This window comes from Pseudaminobacter sp. Soil_N_29 (assembly GCF_057656055.1).
The window spans coordinates 1-14,576 of the sequence record NZ_JBDGLC010000004.1 but is presented as its reverse complement, the minus strand read 5'-3'; the positions used below and the strand labels follow the sequence as shown (position 1 = coordinate 14,576).

At 60.4% G+C, this 14,576-nt stretch carries 10 protein-coding genes and 4 pseudogenes; 8 read left to right on the top strand and 6 right to left on the bottom strand.

The window, feature by feature from the left end; all coding sequences use genetic code 11:
• The first annotated feature begins 22 nt into the window (after positions 1-22).
• Both AC3A4H_RS10825 and AC3A4H_RS10820 read left to right on the top strand, forming a co-directional pair.
• A complete protein-coding gene (locus tag AC3A4H_RS10825; protein ID WP_487766707.1) occupies positions 23-1,762 on the top strand; it encodes a SulP family inorganic anion transporter in 1,740 nt (579 codons plus the stop codon).
• 166 nt (positions 1,763-1,928) lie between these two features.
• Positions 1,929-2,632 (top strand): annotated as a pseudogene (locus AC3A4H_RS10820) (VIT1/CCC1 transporter family protein).
• 103 nt (positions 2,633-2,735) lie between these two features.
• Here AC3A4H_RS10820 and AC3A4H_RS10815 read toward each other — a convergent pair.
• Positions 2,736-3,182 carry a universal stress protein gene (locus tag AC3A4H_RS10815; protein WP_487766706.1) on the bottom strand — a complete coding sequence of 149 codons (447 nt, stop codon included), beginning with the start codon at positions 3,180-3,182 and terminating at the stop codon, positions 2,736-2,738.
• A 12-nt stretch (positions 3,183-3,194) separates the two neighbouring features.
• Here AC3A4H_RS10815 and AC3A4H_RS10810 point away from each other — a divergent pair, with 12 nt between their 5' ends.
• From AC3A4H_RS10810 to ggt, 6 genes are all read left to right on the top strand, one after another.
• Complete coding sequence (locus AC3A4H_RS10810) at positions 3,195-3,575, top strand: hypothetical protein (protein WP_487766705.1); 381 nt, start codon at positions 3,195-3,197, stop codon at positions 3,573-3,575.
• Between the two features lie 463 nt (positions 3,576-4,038).
• Positions 4,039-5,373 carry a DUF1194 domain-containing protein gene (locus AC3A4H_RS10805; protein WP_487766704.1) on the top strand — a complete coding sequence of 445 codons (1,335 nt, stop codon included), beginning with the start codon at positions 4,039-4,041 and terminating at the stop codon, positions 5,371-5,373.
• Positions 5,374-5,684: 311 nt separating this feature from the next.
• The gene (locus AC3A4H_RS10800; protein ID WP_487766703.1) at positions 5,685-6,311 is read left to right on the top strand and encodes a hypothetical protein; all 627 of its coding nucleotides are present in this window, start codon (positions 5,685-5,687) and stop codon (positions 6,309-6,311) included.
• 228 nt (positions 6,312-6,539) lie between these two features.
• Entirely contained in the window at positions 6,540-6,869 is a 330-nt protein-coding gene (locus AC3A4H_RS10795; RefSeq protein ID WP_487766702.1) for a hypothetical protein, read from the top strand.
• A 151-nt stretch (positions 6,870-7,020) separates the two neighbouring features.
• The gene (locus AC3A4H_RS10790) at positions 7,021-8,574 is read left to right on the top strand and encodes a winged helix-turn-helix domain-containing protein (RefSeq protein WP_487766701.1); all 1,554 of its coding nucleotides are present in this window, start codon (positions 7,021-7,023) and stop codon (positions 8,572-8,574) included.
• Positions 8,575-9,259: 685 nt separating this feature from the next.
• Positions 9,260-11,002 (top strand): gamma-glutamyltransferase, encoded by a 1,743-nt coding sequence (gene ggt, locus AC3A4H_RS10785; protein WP_487766700.1) that lies wholly within the window; start codon positions 9,260-9,262, stop codon positions 11,000-11,002.
• 345 nt (positions 11,003-11,347) lie between these two features.
• Here the strand turns inward: ggt and AC3A4H_RS10780 are convergent, their stop codons facing one another.
• The 5 genes and pseudogenes from AC3A4H_RS10780 to AC3A4H_RS10760 all read right to left on the bottom strand — a co-directional run.
• A complete protein-coding gene (locus AC3A4H_RS10780; protein WP_487766699.1) occupies positions 11,348-12,382 on the bottom strand; it encodes a ribonuclease Z in 1,035 nt (344 codons plus the stop codon).
• Between the two features lie 27 nt (positions 12,383-12,409).
• Positions 12,410-12,670 carry a 4a-hydroxytetrahydrobiopterin dehydratase gene (locus tag AC3A4H_RS10775; RefSeq protein WP_487766698.1) on the bottom strand — a complete coding sequence of 87 codons (261 nt, stop codon included), beginning with the start codon at positions 12,668-12,670 and terminating at the stop codon, positions 12,410-12,412.
• Between the two features lie 110 nt (positions 12,671-12,780).
• Positions 12,781-13,062: pseudogene (locus AC3A4H_RS10770) on the bottom strand (shikimate dehydrogenase); the annotation flags it as partial.
• Positions 13,063-13,270: 208 nt separating this feature from the next.
• A pseudogene (locus AC3A4H_RS10765) lies at positions 13,271-14,209 on the bottom strand (LysR family transcriptional regulator).
• A gap of 280 nt (positions 14,210-14,489) precedes the next feature.
• A pseudogene (locus tag AC3A4H_RS10760) lies at positions 14,490-14,576 on the bottom strand (SDR family oxidoreductase); the annotation flags it as partial.

Sequence of the window (14,576 nt, the reverse complement as noted above, 5' to 3'; positions counted from 1 at the left end):
CCGGTCGGGGGACAGCATTGTCATGGTCAGAATCGAGAAAATCCTCCCCATCCTGGCTTGGGGCAAAGCCTATGATCGCTCGGTCCTGACCAGCGACCTTGTGGCGGCAATGATCGTCACCATCATGCTGATCCCCCAGTCATTGGCCTATGCGATGCTCGCGGACCTGCCCCCGGAGGTTGGGCTGTATGCCTCGATCCTTCCTCTGGTGGCCTATGCGATCTTCGGCACCAGCCGCGCACTCGCGGTTGGTCCGGTCGCGGTGGTCTCCCTGATGACGGCTTCCGCGATCGGGCAGATCGCAGCGCAAGGCACCGCCGACTATCTGACGGCGGCAATCGTGCTCGCCCTGCTGTCGGGCGCCATGCTTGTGCTTATGGGCATATTCCGACTGGGATTTCTGGCCAACTTCCTCAGCCATCCCGTAATTTCGGGTTTCATCACCGCTTCGGGGCTGTTGATCGCCGCAAGCCAGCTCAAGCATATCCTGGGCGTTCCGGTCAAAGGAGACACGCTGCCGGATATCCTGGGGGGACTCCTGTCCAACGCTGGCAATGCCAATCCGATCACGCTCGCTATCGGCATGGGCGCCATCGCCTTTCTCTATTTTGCGCGCTCTCGACTGAAGGGGCTTCTGACCGGCTCCGGCCTCAACAGCCGGTTATCGGACATTCTCACCAAAGCCGCTCCGATACTGACGGTTGCAATCACGATCCTGATTGCCGGCGCCTTCGATCTTGGAAGTCGTGGCGTCATGCTGGTCGGCACCATCCCGCAGGGCCTTCCTGTTCCAGCCGTTCCGACGTTTTCGCTGGATCTTGTCGCAGCCCTTGCCGGACCGGCCCTCCTCATCAGCGCAATCGGTTTTGTCGAGTCCGTCTCGGTGGCCCAGACGCTTGCCTCCAAACGGCGTCAGCGCATCGTGCCTGACCAGGAGCTGATCGGGCTTGGGGCCGCCAACATCGCATCAGGAATCTCCTCCGGCTTTCCGGTTACCGGGGGCTTTGCCCGGTCGGTCGTCAATTTCGACGCCGGGGCCGAGACGCCCGCTGCCGGCATTTTTACCGCTGTCGGCATCGCGCTCGCCACCTTGTACCTGACGCCGCTGCTTGCCAGCCTCCCGCAGGCCACGCTGGCGGCAACGATCATTGTCGCCGTGCTGTCGCTGGTGGATTTCAAGGCAATCCGCAACGTCTTCGGCTATTCGAAGGCAGATTTCGCGGCGATGGCGGCAACGATCCTGGTTACCCTGCTCCTGGGGGTGGAGCCCGGCGTCCTCTCAGGCGTCCTGCTCTCGCTGGGGCTGCATCTTTACCGCACCAGCAGACCCCACATGGCTGTCGTCGGCCTGGTGCCCGGGACGGAGCATTTCCGCAACATCGAACGGCACAAGGTCATCACCGACCCCTCGATCCTTTCGATCCGCGTCGACGAGAGCCTCTATTTCGCCAACAGCCGCTATCTCGAAGATCGCATCGCCGCGCTCGTCGCCGACCATCCGAAAGTACGGCACGTCATCCTGATGTGTCCGGCCGTAAACGCCATTGACGCCAGCGCGCTGGAAAGCCTCGAGGAAATCAATCATCGCCTCGATGATGCAGGCATAACCTTCCATCTTTCCGAGATCAAAGGTCCGGTCATGGATCGCTTGAAGAGATCAGACTTCATGCAGCAGCTGACGGGAAGCGTGTACCTCAGCCAGTACGAGGCCGTGGTTGCATTGCGCAGCAAAGCACAAGCGCCGATCTATCATCCGGCATGACAATGAACGGCTCTGTTGCTACCGCCGAGCGACAGGCCGGTCGCGCGTTCAGGCACCTTCTGGATGCACTCGCATGTGGGACGTTTCCAAATACTGGTAAATAGCAGATACGGTGTCTCGCACCGAGGTTTCGAATGGTCGAACGTCGTGCTTTGTGGAGGGTCAGTTGATAAGATCTTTGTCGCATCCGGAACGGCATCTCGTCGAGCGGATCGGGTGGCTGCGGGCGGCGGTTCTCGGCGCGAACGATGGGATCGTTCGACGGCAAGCCTGATCGTCGGCGTCGCGGCCGCTTCGACCGGCAAACCGGAGGTTCTGGTTGCTGGACTTGCCAGCCTTGTTGCCGGTGCGATGTCGATGGCGGCAGGCGAGTTTGTCTCGGTCAGCTCCCAAGCGGACACCGAACAGGCCGACCTTGCGCGGGAGCGGCGGGAGTTGCGAGAGGATCCCGAAAGCGAGCTCCAGGAGCTGACGCAAATCTATGTCGCTCGCGGTCTCGATCAGGATCTCGCCCGCCAGGTCGCCAAGCAGCTGATGGCGAAAGACGCGCTGGGCGCACATTCACGGGACGAATTGGGCATTTCAGAAGTCGTTGCCGCCAAGCCGGTTCAGGCAGCAGTTACCTCCGCCCTGACCTTTGCCGCAGGCGCAGCGCTGCCGATGATCGTTGCCCTGGCCGTTCCTTTCGGCGTGCTGATCCCGGCGGTCGCTGCCGCATCCCTGGTGTTCCTCGCCGCACTTGGTGCGGTTGGCGCGAAGACCGGAGGTGCGAGCCCCGTGGTGGGCGCTGGACGTGTGCTGTTCTGGGGAGCAGCGGCCATGGCAGCGACTGCCGGCATCGGCTGGCTGTTCGGCACCGTCGCCGCCTGATCGGGTCAGTGGACCGTTAGCCGGTCGGCATCGAATGTTGCGCCAGCGCAGACGCAGGCCCCTCCCCCGCGGCGACAATCGTCGGTGGTGTGAAATGAGTTTGTCACCTCACCACCAGGACGGGAATCTTGGTCTTCGTCAGCACCTCAAGAGTCTGGCTCCCGAGCAGCAGCTTGCTAAGGCCGCGGCGGCCGTTCGACGCCATGACTATGGCATCACAAAGCAAGTCTTCTGCTGTCTCGATGATGGCTTCGGCCGGTCTCGCCTGATCGACGTAAACGGTTTCCGCGACCACGCCCATCTGCTCTGCCTTGGCCTTGGCAGAGGAGAGAATGTAAGCCCCATACTTCTCACTGCGCTGCATGTAGGATTCGATTTCGTCAGGCGTGCTCGGCCAGCCGAAACCCGGCAGCGCCATGGCGGGATATGGCTCCGTCACGTGTATGATCGTGACCCTGCTGCCCAGCGCACTGGCAAGTGCCAGGCCCTGCTCGAGGCCCTTGTATGCAAGCTCCGATCCGTCCGTCGCTATTAGAATATGCGGATACATGCCAGCTCTCCCATGTTGCTGTCGGTGGATTGCCATCTCTCAGCCCACCTGATCTTAATCCAACCGTTTGGTTCCAACCATCGTCAAACGGGTGCTGGCCGTGCTCCCTGGCTGGGAGAGTTTGCCGCGGTGGTGACCGAGTCGCCGATGATTCTGACCGCCGCATGGATCATTTGCGGCTGGCTGCTTCGCGATCGCAATGCGTCGCTGTCTGAGGCCGCGGGCATGGCTGCGGTAGCCTTCCTGATGCTGATGCTGGCTGAAGCGGCGCTGTCGGTGGTGCTCTCGGGGCGTAGCGTCACTCAACATCTGGCGCTCTATTCGGAGCCTGCGCACCTTCTCGGCCTTGCCGGGCAGATCGCCTTTGCCTCGTTCCCTTTGATCCGCCGCTAAAGACACGACCTGAGATTGCGTGAGTGCGCGCCGAGGCCGAAATCAGAGGCGGGATCGACTGCGCAGAAGGGCCGGAGGAATGAGCGACGAGCCTTCAAATAAGCGCCGGGGGCGCCCACCTGAAGGCGAGAGGGCGATGACGGCCGCGCGAGCGGCAACGCCGTGTCCGATTCAAGCGAAAGCCCTCCCCGAGATGCGACAACATCCTTATAGCCATTGCTCGGCTGCAAGCGCTGAACTGGGACAATCACGCGGATCGAGGAGGCGGCCGCGGCCTTGGAAGAAGGCGAGCGGTGGGATCGGTCTCTGGCCACTGCGCATCGCTGCGGATGGGATGGAAACGGGTGCTCAGCCCGTTGAAGAAGGCGGATCGCCCCGACCCCAGCTTTGAACCATAACATATCGGTTTTGATACAGTACAGCTTACACTCCGCCTGAGTGATCTGAAAGTGGAGCGAAAAACTTGCTCATTGACAAGCCAATCACCGTGATGGCGCGGATCACGGTGCTCGTATCGCGCCGAACAACTTCTGTCTCAATTGGCTCATTCCTCCCTGGCAGGGCTGGATTTTATCAAGATCAAATATTTTCACAACAATCTCCCGATAACCATCACAGACGCTGGAAGAGCATATCCAACGCGCGTTCGGCGGAGCGAGGCTTAAGTCTCCTGCCGGAAGGTACAGTCATGTCAACATTGGCAAGACAGCATGTACGAGGGAACGCAAATGATACGCTTTTGGCTGAGAGAGATCTCCGAAGTGCTTCACGATGCCATCAGGCTGTTGATGCTGATGCGGGCGCCTTTCAGCTGCGACCAGCGTCAAAAGGGCCGGCCACCGCTCGATTTCGACGAGCGATGACCGGACGCGATCCATCCCTGAAGCCAAAGCCAATTTCCCGAACCGGAGACACTCGCATGCATATGGCAAGCTCGGCCCTCGCCATCGGAGTACGCTCACGCTCGGCCGCCCTGAGCATATTTTTAGCCGGGCGGAAATTTTCGGCTCGAAAAAGGGGCGCCTTCTGCGGCTCACTTGCTGTCGCAATCGTGGCCTTGCACTCGGTAGCGTTCTCGCCCGACGCGGCATTTGCCATCGAGGGCGACGCGGTGGACACGGCGGTTGTCTTCGCCGTCGACAAGTCCTCCTCTATCGGCCCCGGTACGGCTCAGCTGCAGCTCAACGGTCATGCCGAGGCGCTACGATCCGCCGAGGTCGCCAAAGCCATTGCAAGCGGTCCGATCGGATGCGTCGCGATCTCCTATGTCGAATGGTCGAGCGTTGGGAAGCTGGCCGTCATCCTTCCCTGGACGAGACTATGCGGCGCCGAAGATGCCAGCGATGCGGCGGGCCTCATCCTTCAACGTGGAAGCGACGGCATCGAGCGAAGGGGGGGCGGCAGAACCTCGCTTTCATTCGCCATCGACGCCGGCAGACTGCTGCTCGGCAGATACCCCGGCCACGCGGGGCGCAAGGTCATCGACGTTTCCACGAATGGCACCAACAATGACGGGCTACCGATCATCGACAGCCGGGCGCGAGCATTCGAGGCCGGCTACATCGTCAACGGCATTGCGGTTTCGCGAGACGAACCCGGAATAACCGATGACCTGCCGGGATATCTGGAAAACAACGTCATCACGGGGGTGGGAGCCTTTGTGATCGCGCCGAGCAAGCCGGAAGAATTTGCAATGGCGCTTCGGCGCAAGCTTGTTCTGGAGATCAGCGGCAGGCAGATCGGCGGCGCCACAGGCGCGCAATATGCCAGCAACGTCACGCAACAAACGGCTCGATGAGGTGCCCTGCTCGGCCATCGCCTCAGTTCGGGAAAGTGCGTCGCGTGCAAATCCCTACCCTCGTCCTGAGTGCAACAAAGACCAGGTATTCTTCGGATTTATCGGAAATCAGAGCAGCAATAAATCACCAGGACCCGATGTATAGCGAATGCAATCTTCGAGAAGCGGACCATTGTGTGATGCTTTTATAATCAAATATGGGGAGGAGTAGTTGCTATATTTCGCCATTTTACTGCATGAGACCATGCGGTGCTCCAGTGACTCATAGTAGCGCTCGTCAGCGGATCGAGAGCCGCATGCGGGATCCCGGCATGCTCTACAATTTGGGTAATTCACTGGGCTTCATCGTCGGGCTTGGCGTCGCACTCGCGGCGGATGTTTCCCGCGATGACGGGGCCACTATGTGGGGCCGCGGCATTGCCCATGTTGTAGGCAGTCCGGCGGCTGCTGCGCTAACCGGCGCCACGTTCGTGTTTTTCTGGGGCGGCCTCGCCTACACCAGGGCCTGGTCAAACGGTGCACCACCCGATCCCAGGCTCAATCAACAGGGCGATGTGCTTTCTGGCATCGGCGCAATCCTTCTCGGGATCGGATTGGTCATCATGGGCAATCCGTGGCTTGCCGCTTCGGCCGGTTTACTGCACGCAACGGGGAAATTCGGCAGTGCCTTGGGTGGCACAGCAACGAGGCAAGGTTCCTTTGTCCAATTGCGCGTTGCCGGTATCTGCAAGGATCTGGTCCTGGTAAGCCGAGTGCCGGCGGTCCTTGTGGGTGCGGCTGCGCTCTGGCGGGAGCTTGTGCTGCTGGAAAACATGCAGGAACTGCTGTTGTCACTGAGTTTCATGACCTGTTGCCTGTTATGGGCTGCGGCCGACTGGATGCTGCTGTCGCCAGATGGTTGGGTCAGGCCGGTGGCGGCGCGCCTTGCCGGAAAGTAACCGGTAACCTGATCGCGAAGGGCTGAAGGACGACAACGAGCTTGGCGTTGGGAATGTTCGTAAAGGGCTCACTTACGGCGCCTAGTGCCCATGACTGCAAAGGGTCGTCTGCGGCATGTCCGCTTGAGCAAATATGTTCCGAAGGGCGACCGGCAGCTTTCGTAAGAGTTTCGGGCACCGACAGGCGTACGAAACTCTTCACGCTCAAGCAAAGCGGGAGCAGGTTCGATGACGAAGTTCTCGAGTGGATTGGATCAAAAAGCAGACGTTGCAAGCAATGTGCGCGTTCCATCCGGTCGGCTGACGGCATGGGCGTCCACGCTGATCTGCTGGTGGACGAAATGGCGCGACAGGCGCGCGAGCCGCGCACTTCTAAACTCCATGACGGAAGCAGCACTCGGTGAACTCGGTATCAGGCGTGTCGGGCGCAGAGTGCGATGGCTGGACCATGGCGAGGCACCTCCGCTCGACGATTTCGCCTATCATGTCATTGTGGACGACGCAGCCGGTCGGGTTCCGTCGCAAAATTCTATCAAGATCGATGATTGTGACGTTTGAGATGTAATTGATTTTTTCTCGATTCCACATTTTATTTGCTGTATACATATACTAGGCAAATCCGGCTCGGTGTCAGCAAATTGTGGGTGTTAATCACCAAAACTTGACGTTCGCGCCAGACTATTCATATGCTCATGGCGACGACGGCAAAATGATTAAGTTCACGCGAGCAGAACGACTGTTGCTCGCGGATCTGATTGCCCATGCCGGAATGCTGCGAAGTCGTGAACAACTGCTAGACGCTGTTTCACAGGTCGGATCCGACTCTTCAGACCGCAACGTCGATTTCTTCATAAATCGACTTAGAAGCAAGATTCGGGACTCGGCCAAGAACCCGAAATTCATCGGCACTCGGTATGGCGAAGGATACGTTTGGGTTGGCCCCCATTCCGTGCAGACAGGTCCGCTGGCGGAATGCTTCGTCGTTGTGGGCCCCATTGTCACAATCGGGCAGGAGAGCGCTGACAGCCATGCCATCGACTTTGCCGAAGAGGTAGCGAAGGCCCTCAGGGAGCAACTGCCCATCGGGCGCATCGTGTCCGTCAGACCCGATGAAACCGAAGCTGGTTTCACTTTTCGGTTAAATCTGACTTTCATCGTATCTGGCGGCAGGAGGGATTGTGTTTCTTCTCTCCAAAGCAGGGAGAACACAAAGGTCATCCATGTGCGGCGCGATAGCTGCCACGACATCGACGTCAACTCCTTGGCCGAAAGTCACCTTTCTGCACTTTGGCAATTCCAGATCGACCGACCGGGCCCAGACGCCCCCGATGCGGCACCCTTGGCCGTTAGAATGGTCGAGGCTGGCGAGTTGTTTGCCGACGACAGCCCAGCCGGATTGCCCAGCGAAATAGCCAAACTGAAGGGAGAAGCGTTCCCGTCTTCTTCTATCTGGCGCAAGAATGATGTGCGGTTGCGCCAGTTAATTCGTAATGGGAATGCAACCCCCGCCACGCGACTGATGCTGGCGGTCAACATCTATACTGGTTACATCATCGATGGTTGGCGCTTTCTGGCCAACGAGGATCCCCGCGAACGCGATCAAGCTGATATGGAGGGCCTCATCCTTGAGGTTCTGCCCGACCTGCTGGATGATCCCCAGAATGCGCTTTCTGCGGCACATGTTCTCAGTTTCATGGGGCCGGCCCACCAAGTGCTGGCCTTGGAAATCGCGGAGGAGGCGTTTGCCAGATCGACGGCGCTGGCCGACGCTCTCTCAATACTTGGGCGTTTGCGCGGCTTCGCGGGAGATTTCGATGGCGCGCTTGAATTGCTTCACCGCGCGCGGCCCTTGTGCAAGCCCGGGTCTATATTCGAGCGCTACATTACTTCATGCATTTGCCAGGTTCTGTTGGCTTCGGGCAATTTCGAGGCGAAGGACCGCGAACTTGAATCGCTGACCAAAAGCCCGATAAGCAAAGGTCCGTACAGGCTTCTATATGCTAGTCCAAACGAGACTGTGCCGTCCTTGCCTGTTCGCATTCACCTTGCACTTATCCCGCGAAAATATGCCCGCGCAGCGGTGCTCTGGAGCTACTATATATGCGCACGCCTTTATCGTACCCGCGAGGCGAAGGAAAACGTTATTGTAGGCTTGGCCCGCCATATGCGCCGCCGCTTTGGCGACGACATCATTCCAGATGAAGTCAGCGCAGCAATACCTGCGACAATGGTGGTGTCCGAAAAAATATCATCTTACGTCTGACTGTTAGTAAGTGCTTTCGTTCACCGGCTGCATGTGGAGCTATTGGGCTCGGTTGACTGGCGTAATTTCACTCCAGCTTCTTCCTCGGGGTGGAACCGGGCACGACAGCGGCGCCGCCTTCACCGTCGACTTTTGCGGCGGATAAAGATACCGCCATGAGCCTCAGCGCATCACGTCACGGGAGATGACACTGAACGGTCTCTATGGCTGACTTCGGGCGCGTTGCCGCCCCGCAGCTTGAGGCCCCCTCTGGGATAGACACACTTCGCACGAAGAGCCATTGCGGGGGCTCACGCGGCGTTCGGGTTGATAGTGCTTCAAAGATACCGGGAGCGGACCGCTCACAGGGCGCAGGCGCATACGCACAGCGGTTTCAAGCCAGATCGCCCAATGCAAGGCTGGCTGGAAAGGTTGACCGGACACGTATCCGGCCGCTATCTCGCCGGCACCTCCAAGATACCCCTTACAATTTGTCGATCGAACGACTAGCATGCTTCAAGTATTTCGCGAATTCCATCCAGTTGAGGTCGAGCAAACGACATTTGATACTGGTCTCGTTTCGAGGGATCCAGCGCAAGTGGGTAGGTGCGGAGCAGTTGCAGATCTCGGCTCCGTGGTTCCCACACTGGGCTGGACAGATTCCTGTCTTTCCAGCGTGGTATCGAACGAAACACCGGGGGTCGTCATGCAGAAATTCAGACTGAAGCAGCTTTCCTTCGCCGTCGCGTTCTGGCTCGGCGCAGCGCAACTTGCGCCGGCATTCGGGGCATCGCCCGCGCCGGTGGAGGGCCAAAACGGCATGGTGGTGACAGCCCAGCGTCTGGCGTCGCAGGTCGGCGTCGACGTGCTAAAGAGCGGTGGCAACGCCGTCGATGCCGCCGTTGCGGTGGGCTTCGCGCTGGCTGTCGTCTATCCGACCGCCGGCAATCTCGGCGGCGGCGGCTTCATGACCATCCGCCTCAAAGACGGAACGACCACCTTCCTGGATTTCCGGGAGCGCGCGCCGCTCGCCGCCACCAAGACCATGTATCTCGACAAGGCCGGCAATCCGATCCCCGGTGCCAGCACGGACGGTTATCTGGCCGTCGGCGTTCCGGGCTCCGTCGCCGGTTTCGAGACCGCTCGCGAGAAATACGGCTCGAAGAAGCGCGAGGAATTGCTGGCGCCCGCGATCAGACTGGCCAAGGACGGCTTTGTGCTGGAACAGGGCGACATCGCCTCCTTTGCCGAAGGCAACGACATGCTGGCGAAGGACCCGGCGGCATCAAAGATTTTCCTGAAGGACGGCAAGCCTCTCGAGATGGGCGCCACGCTGGTGCAGACCGATCTGGCGAAATCGCTGACGGAGATTTCCGACAAGGGCACGGACGCCTTCTACAAGGGTGAGATCGCCGACCTGATCGTCAAGGCCAGCATGACCAATGGCGGCATCCTGGCGAAGGAGGATTTCGAGCAATACAAGGTGCGCGAGTTGAAGCCGGTCGAATGCACCTATCGGGGCTACGACATCGTATCCTCGCCGCCGCCGTCCTCCGGTGGGCTGATCATCTGCGAGATCCTCAATGTGCTCGAGGGCTATCCGATCGCCTATCTCGGCTACGGTTCGGCCGAGACCACGCGGCTGATGGTCGAGGCCATGCGCCAAGCCTATGTCGATCGCAACACCGCCCTCGGCGATCCCGATTTTGTCGACAATCCGGTCACCAAGCTGACCAGCAAGGCCTATGCCGAGGAAATCCGCTCCCGCATCGACCCGTACCGGGCCGGCGTCAGCGCGGCCCTGAAGATCGATGGCGGGCCTGAGTCCACGGAGACGACGCACTATTCGATCATCGACAAGGACGGCAATGCCGTCGCCGTCACCTACACACTGAACGGCTCATTCGGCACGGGCAAGGTGGCCGAGGGCACCGGCATCCTGCTCAACAACGAGATGGACGACTTCACCGTCAAGCCTGGCGTGCCGAATCTCTACGGCCTGGTGCAGGGCGAGGCCAACGCGATTGCGCCCCGCAAGTCGCCGCTGTCGTCGATGAGTCCGACCATCGTGTCCAAGGACGGCAAGCCGTTTATGGTGATCGGCAGCCCTGGTGGCTCGCGCATCATCACCATCACGCTGCAAGCCATAATGAACGTGATCGACCATGGCATGGACCTGCAGGAGGCGATCGACGCGCCGCGCATCCATCATCAGTGGCTGCCGGACAGGGTCTATATGGAACCCCATGCGCTTTCGCCCGACACGCTGCGCCTGCTTGCCCGCATGGGCTACAATGTCGGCATCGATCCAGACTGGACGATCTGGGGCGAAGCCGCCGGCATCCTCGTCGGCGGCAGGGACCTGAAGGAGATCGAATCCGGCACTGGCGCGCATTACTACGGCGCCATCGACAGCCGTGCGGTAGCGGGCGCCGCGATGGGCTACTGACCGGTCCGGCCGGCCGCGCCAGAGCCGGAATGCGTCCGAAAGGCTGCGTGCCCCGCCTGATGACCGCGCAATGTCGGCGCCGATCAACGCCTTGTATCGCCTTATGGCCGTCTCGATTAACCGCCGGGAGCGCCGCGTCTTTTGGCGGAGGTGTGGCGATCGACCTCGGATCGTCAGCCCATTCGGCACGCCCGCGCCGACGCAGATAACTGATGCCCCAGCGATCCGGCGGGCCTCCTCTCCCGGAAGACCGCAGGATCTCGGCGGCGCTTCGGCAACTCGCGCGGTGGCGCGGGCGGTTGGCCCGAGATCGCAAACGACTTTCGGAACGCAGGATGCGCGAACTCAAGCGTTGGAGCCGGTGCGCGTCATTTTTGGACGCCCGACCTTCCGGCCGCCATCGAAGTTTGTTTCGAATTCGCGCCTGAGCTCACCCTCGCGCTTCAGGTAACGCGAGGAAAAATGCATCGGCAAGGCACGGGCCACGCCTGCCGCGCGGGCGATACGTCCCGCTTGCGCGGCGGTCAAATGGCATTTTGAGGCGGCCAGCGCCCGATCCTCGTCGAGGTAGCCAGCCTCGATGAACAACAGCCTGGCACCCTGTGCCAGCGCGACGACGCGCGCCACATTCTCCGGGCTGTAAAGCAGGTCGGTCGCATAGGCGACCCGCTGTCCGGGACCGATCGTTAGTGCTTGGGTGGCCAACAGCTCGGCCAACGATATGTCTCGACGGCCGGCCGCAATTTTGGTGTCCGGTGCATCGCCGCGCCGCACTGACCGCTTGGCCTCCGTCAGCCAGGCCCCGATGGGCAGGCCGAGCTGGTCCAGCCGCGATTTGCGCGCATCGACCCTGACTTTCTCCTGCAATGCAAAGGCAAGGCTGGGAATTCCGTGATCCAACATCGCCCCTTCGACACGAAACTCGTCATCCTCGAGAAGCACGCCAGATGGCACCCGCGGCGGCTCGCCCTCCTCGCGCGCAAAGCCCGCTCGAGCCCTGAAAAGACTGCATCGCGCGAACCCGGTCGGCGCCCAGTCGGCGACGGAGATCACTAGGTCGGCCGAATGCGGGCCGAGCAGGTTCCAGGTATAGGCCTTGAGCTTGGCTTCGACCGCATCTCCGAGCCCCGGCGGGCCGATCAAGGAGAGACTTGTCGGCTGGTAAAGCTGCGACCGAAGCAATCGATCGAAGCCCACGAAATGGTCCATGTGCATGTGGGAGACGAAAACATGGCTCACGCGCACGGTCTCGCGGCCGGAAAGCGGCGTCAGATATCCCAGGTCGAACAAAAGCGCGCGGCGCCGGAAGCGGAAATCGAGAAACAGGACAGGATCGGAGAACGGCTCGTTTACGAGTTTCGGCTGAATGAGGTCGGCCATGCCCAGATCCAGGACCGCTACGGCTGGTCACAGGCCAGCCAGCTCGCTGATCTTGCCTGCCATGATGAAATCGTTCTCGTGCAGCCCCTTGATCTTGTGGGTCTGCAGCGAGACGGCGGCGTAACCCCAGCCGAAACAGATGTCGGGATGGTGGCCTTGTTCCTCAGCCAGTCGGCCGACCTTGTCGATGAAGCCCTGCGATTCCCGAAAATCGGCGAACCTGAACTTGCGGCGCAGCCAGCGCCCGTCGACCTCCGCCGCGCCTGCACCGCCGCAGCCAACGAGCAACGCCCGCTTGCCCCTGACAATAAAGCCCTCCGCTCGATGCCATTCAGGTAGCCCTGGCCGTCGGTATTATCGCCGTGCCAACCGTCATCGGTCCGGCGCACGACATTTACGGACTGCACGAAACGGGCGCGGTCGGCCACGGACATGCAAAGCGAAAGCGCGGCACGTTTGTGGGGTATGGTTATCAGTGCGCCTTCCACATTATGCACCCGGTGCAAGGCCGCCAGGATTTGCGCAAGGTCCATGGGAGCGATGTGCATCGGCACGACCAGGGCATTTTGGCCTCGATCTGCCAGGATAGGCGTGATGACTTCGGGCGACCGGACCTGGGCGACGGGGTCTCCGACCACCGGAAACACTCGGGTACCGCCAGACGGAATGAAGCCAGTCATGTGCCGGATGTTCCGACGGCGGCTGCCTTGCGCGCGGCTGGCATCCGGGCGACCATCCAGCCCCGAAATCGGGCCCGTCCGATGCCGCTATTGCGTGGCTGTGCGCGCATGTTCCCCCAGTCAGGTTTCAACGTTTCACCTGGTTGAACGATAGCAAAGCTCCAACCAAATATCTCCTACCAATATCTGTGACATGCATAACATGATGTTACGGGCGTCGGGATCGTCGATGGATCGGTTTGGTGTGACCTCCGATAGAACTCACACTCATCATCTCCATTCTGAGGGTCGCCAGAAATTGCTCGGCGTAGACCGATAGAGGCAGATCATTGCGATAGGCGGCGTAGGTGTGAAAGATGCTCTCAGCATCGATCTCGATGCTTTTCAGGCCGGGCACGGCCGCGTGCGGCACCGTGAACTCATCGATGATGGCGATGCCAAGGTCGGCAGCCACCAAGCTACAAACCGTGGTGCCGAAGCGCGCCTTGATGTTCATCCGGTATTCGATATCGGCATTGGTGAACATGGCCGCCATGATGGCGCCATACGGGTCCTTCGGATTGATGCCGATCAAGGGATGCTCCGACATCTCCTGCGGCGTGATCTTCTTGCGCGAAGCCAGGGGGCTCGCCTCAGGAACGATGCAAAGCAACCTGCCGCTCGCCAGCAACTCGAACTCGATCAGAGGATGTTCAAAGCGCGAAGAGATCGCCACCATCTCGCCGCGCCCGAGCAGGAGGTAGTCTATCGCCTCCTCGATTTTGAGGATGTTGATGTCGAGAGCAAGGTCCGGATAGCGGCGGCGCAATCCGGCAATTGCGCGGGGAACCATGACATTGGCGATGCTGGGCACCGAAGCGATGCAGAGCTCCTGGCTCTTGCCCCGCCCCAGATCGGCAACGGCCGAATGCAGATCATCGATCTTGCGGTGCACCGTGTCGAGCAGGTCGAAGATGTTGCGAGCCTATGGTGTCGGTACGTAGCGCCCTGAACGGCGGTCGCAGAGCCGGACTCCGGGGGAGTCTTCCGAGTACTTCATCAAGCGGCTGATTCCCGGCGCCGCGACATTGAGCAACCGGGCAGCCCCTGCGATGCTGCCGGTCACCATGATGGCCCGAATGACCTCGATCTGGCGCAGTGTCAGCATGTGCCCGCGTTCGCTTCCTTGGTTATTCCGATCGTTCTCGATTACTACGCGGTGTCTCCAGTGCAAAAGGTCCGGCCGCGAAGCATGGCACAGGTCTGCGCCAAGCACCCGAACGCGGATGTCGCCCTCAACCTCCCGACGACCGGGCGCTAGCAACGACTGCTTTTGGTAGACGATCGAGACCACCGAAATGGCTGGCATTGGGGCGCATTGTTGCCATTCAAAAGGTGGCTGCGGTAAGTAAGGCCGCCTCGGTGCGGCCTTACTCTATCGTTTGGATTCACGTTCGGTTGATGGACACGCCACCATCGGCAAGAACGGCGGCGCCAGTCATGAAACTCGCTGCTGGGGAGGCGAGAAAGAGGGC

What these genes read in the sequence shown, in the direction of transcription:
- AC3A4H_RS10825 (WP_487766707.1), top strand. Translation starts at nt 23, where the DNA reads ATGGTCAGAATCGAGAAAATCCTCCCCATCCTGGCTTGGGGCAAAGCC.
- AC3A4H_RS10815 (WP_487766706.1), bottom strand. Translation starts at nt 3,182, where the DNA reads ATGTATCCGCATATTCTAATAGCGACGGACGGATCGGAGCTTGCATAC.
- AC3A4H_RS10800 (WP_487766703.1), top strand. Translation starts at nt 5,685, where the DNA reads ATGCTCTACAATTTGGGTAATTCACTGGGCTTCATCGTCGGGCTTGGC.
- AC3A4H_RS10795 (WP_487766702.1), top strand. Translation starts at nt 6,540, where the DNA reads ATGACGAAGTTCTCGAGTGGATTGGATCAAAAAGCAGACGTTGCAAGC.
- AC3A4H_RS10810 (WP_487766705.1), top strand. Translation starts at nt 3,195, where the DNA reads ATGTTGCTGTCGGTGGATTGCCATCTCTCAGCCCACCTGATCTTAATC.
- ggt (WP_487766700.1), top strand. Translation starts at nt 9,260, where the DNA reads ATGCAGAAATTCAGACTGAAGCAGCTTTCCTTCGCCGTCGCGTTCTGG.
- AC3A4H_RS10790 (WP_487766701.1), top strand. Translation starts at nt 7,021, where the DNA reads ATGATTAAGTTCACGCGAGCAGAACGACTGTTGCTCGCGGATCTGATT.
- AC3A4H_RS10780 (WP_487766699.1), bottom strand. Translation starts at nt 12,382, where the DNA reads ATGGCCGACCTCATTCAGCCGAAACTCGTAAACGAGCCGTTCTCCGAT.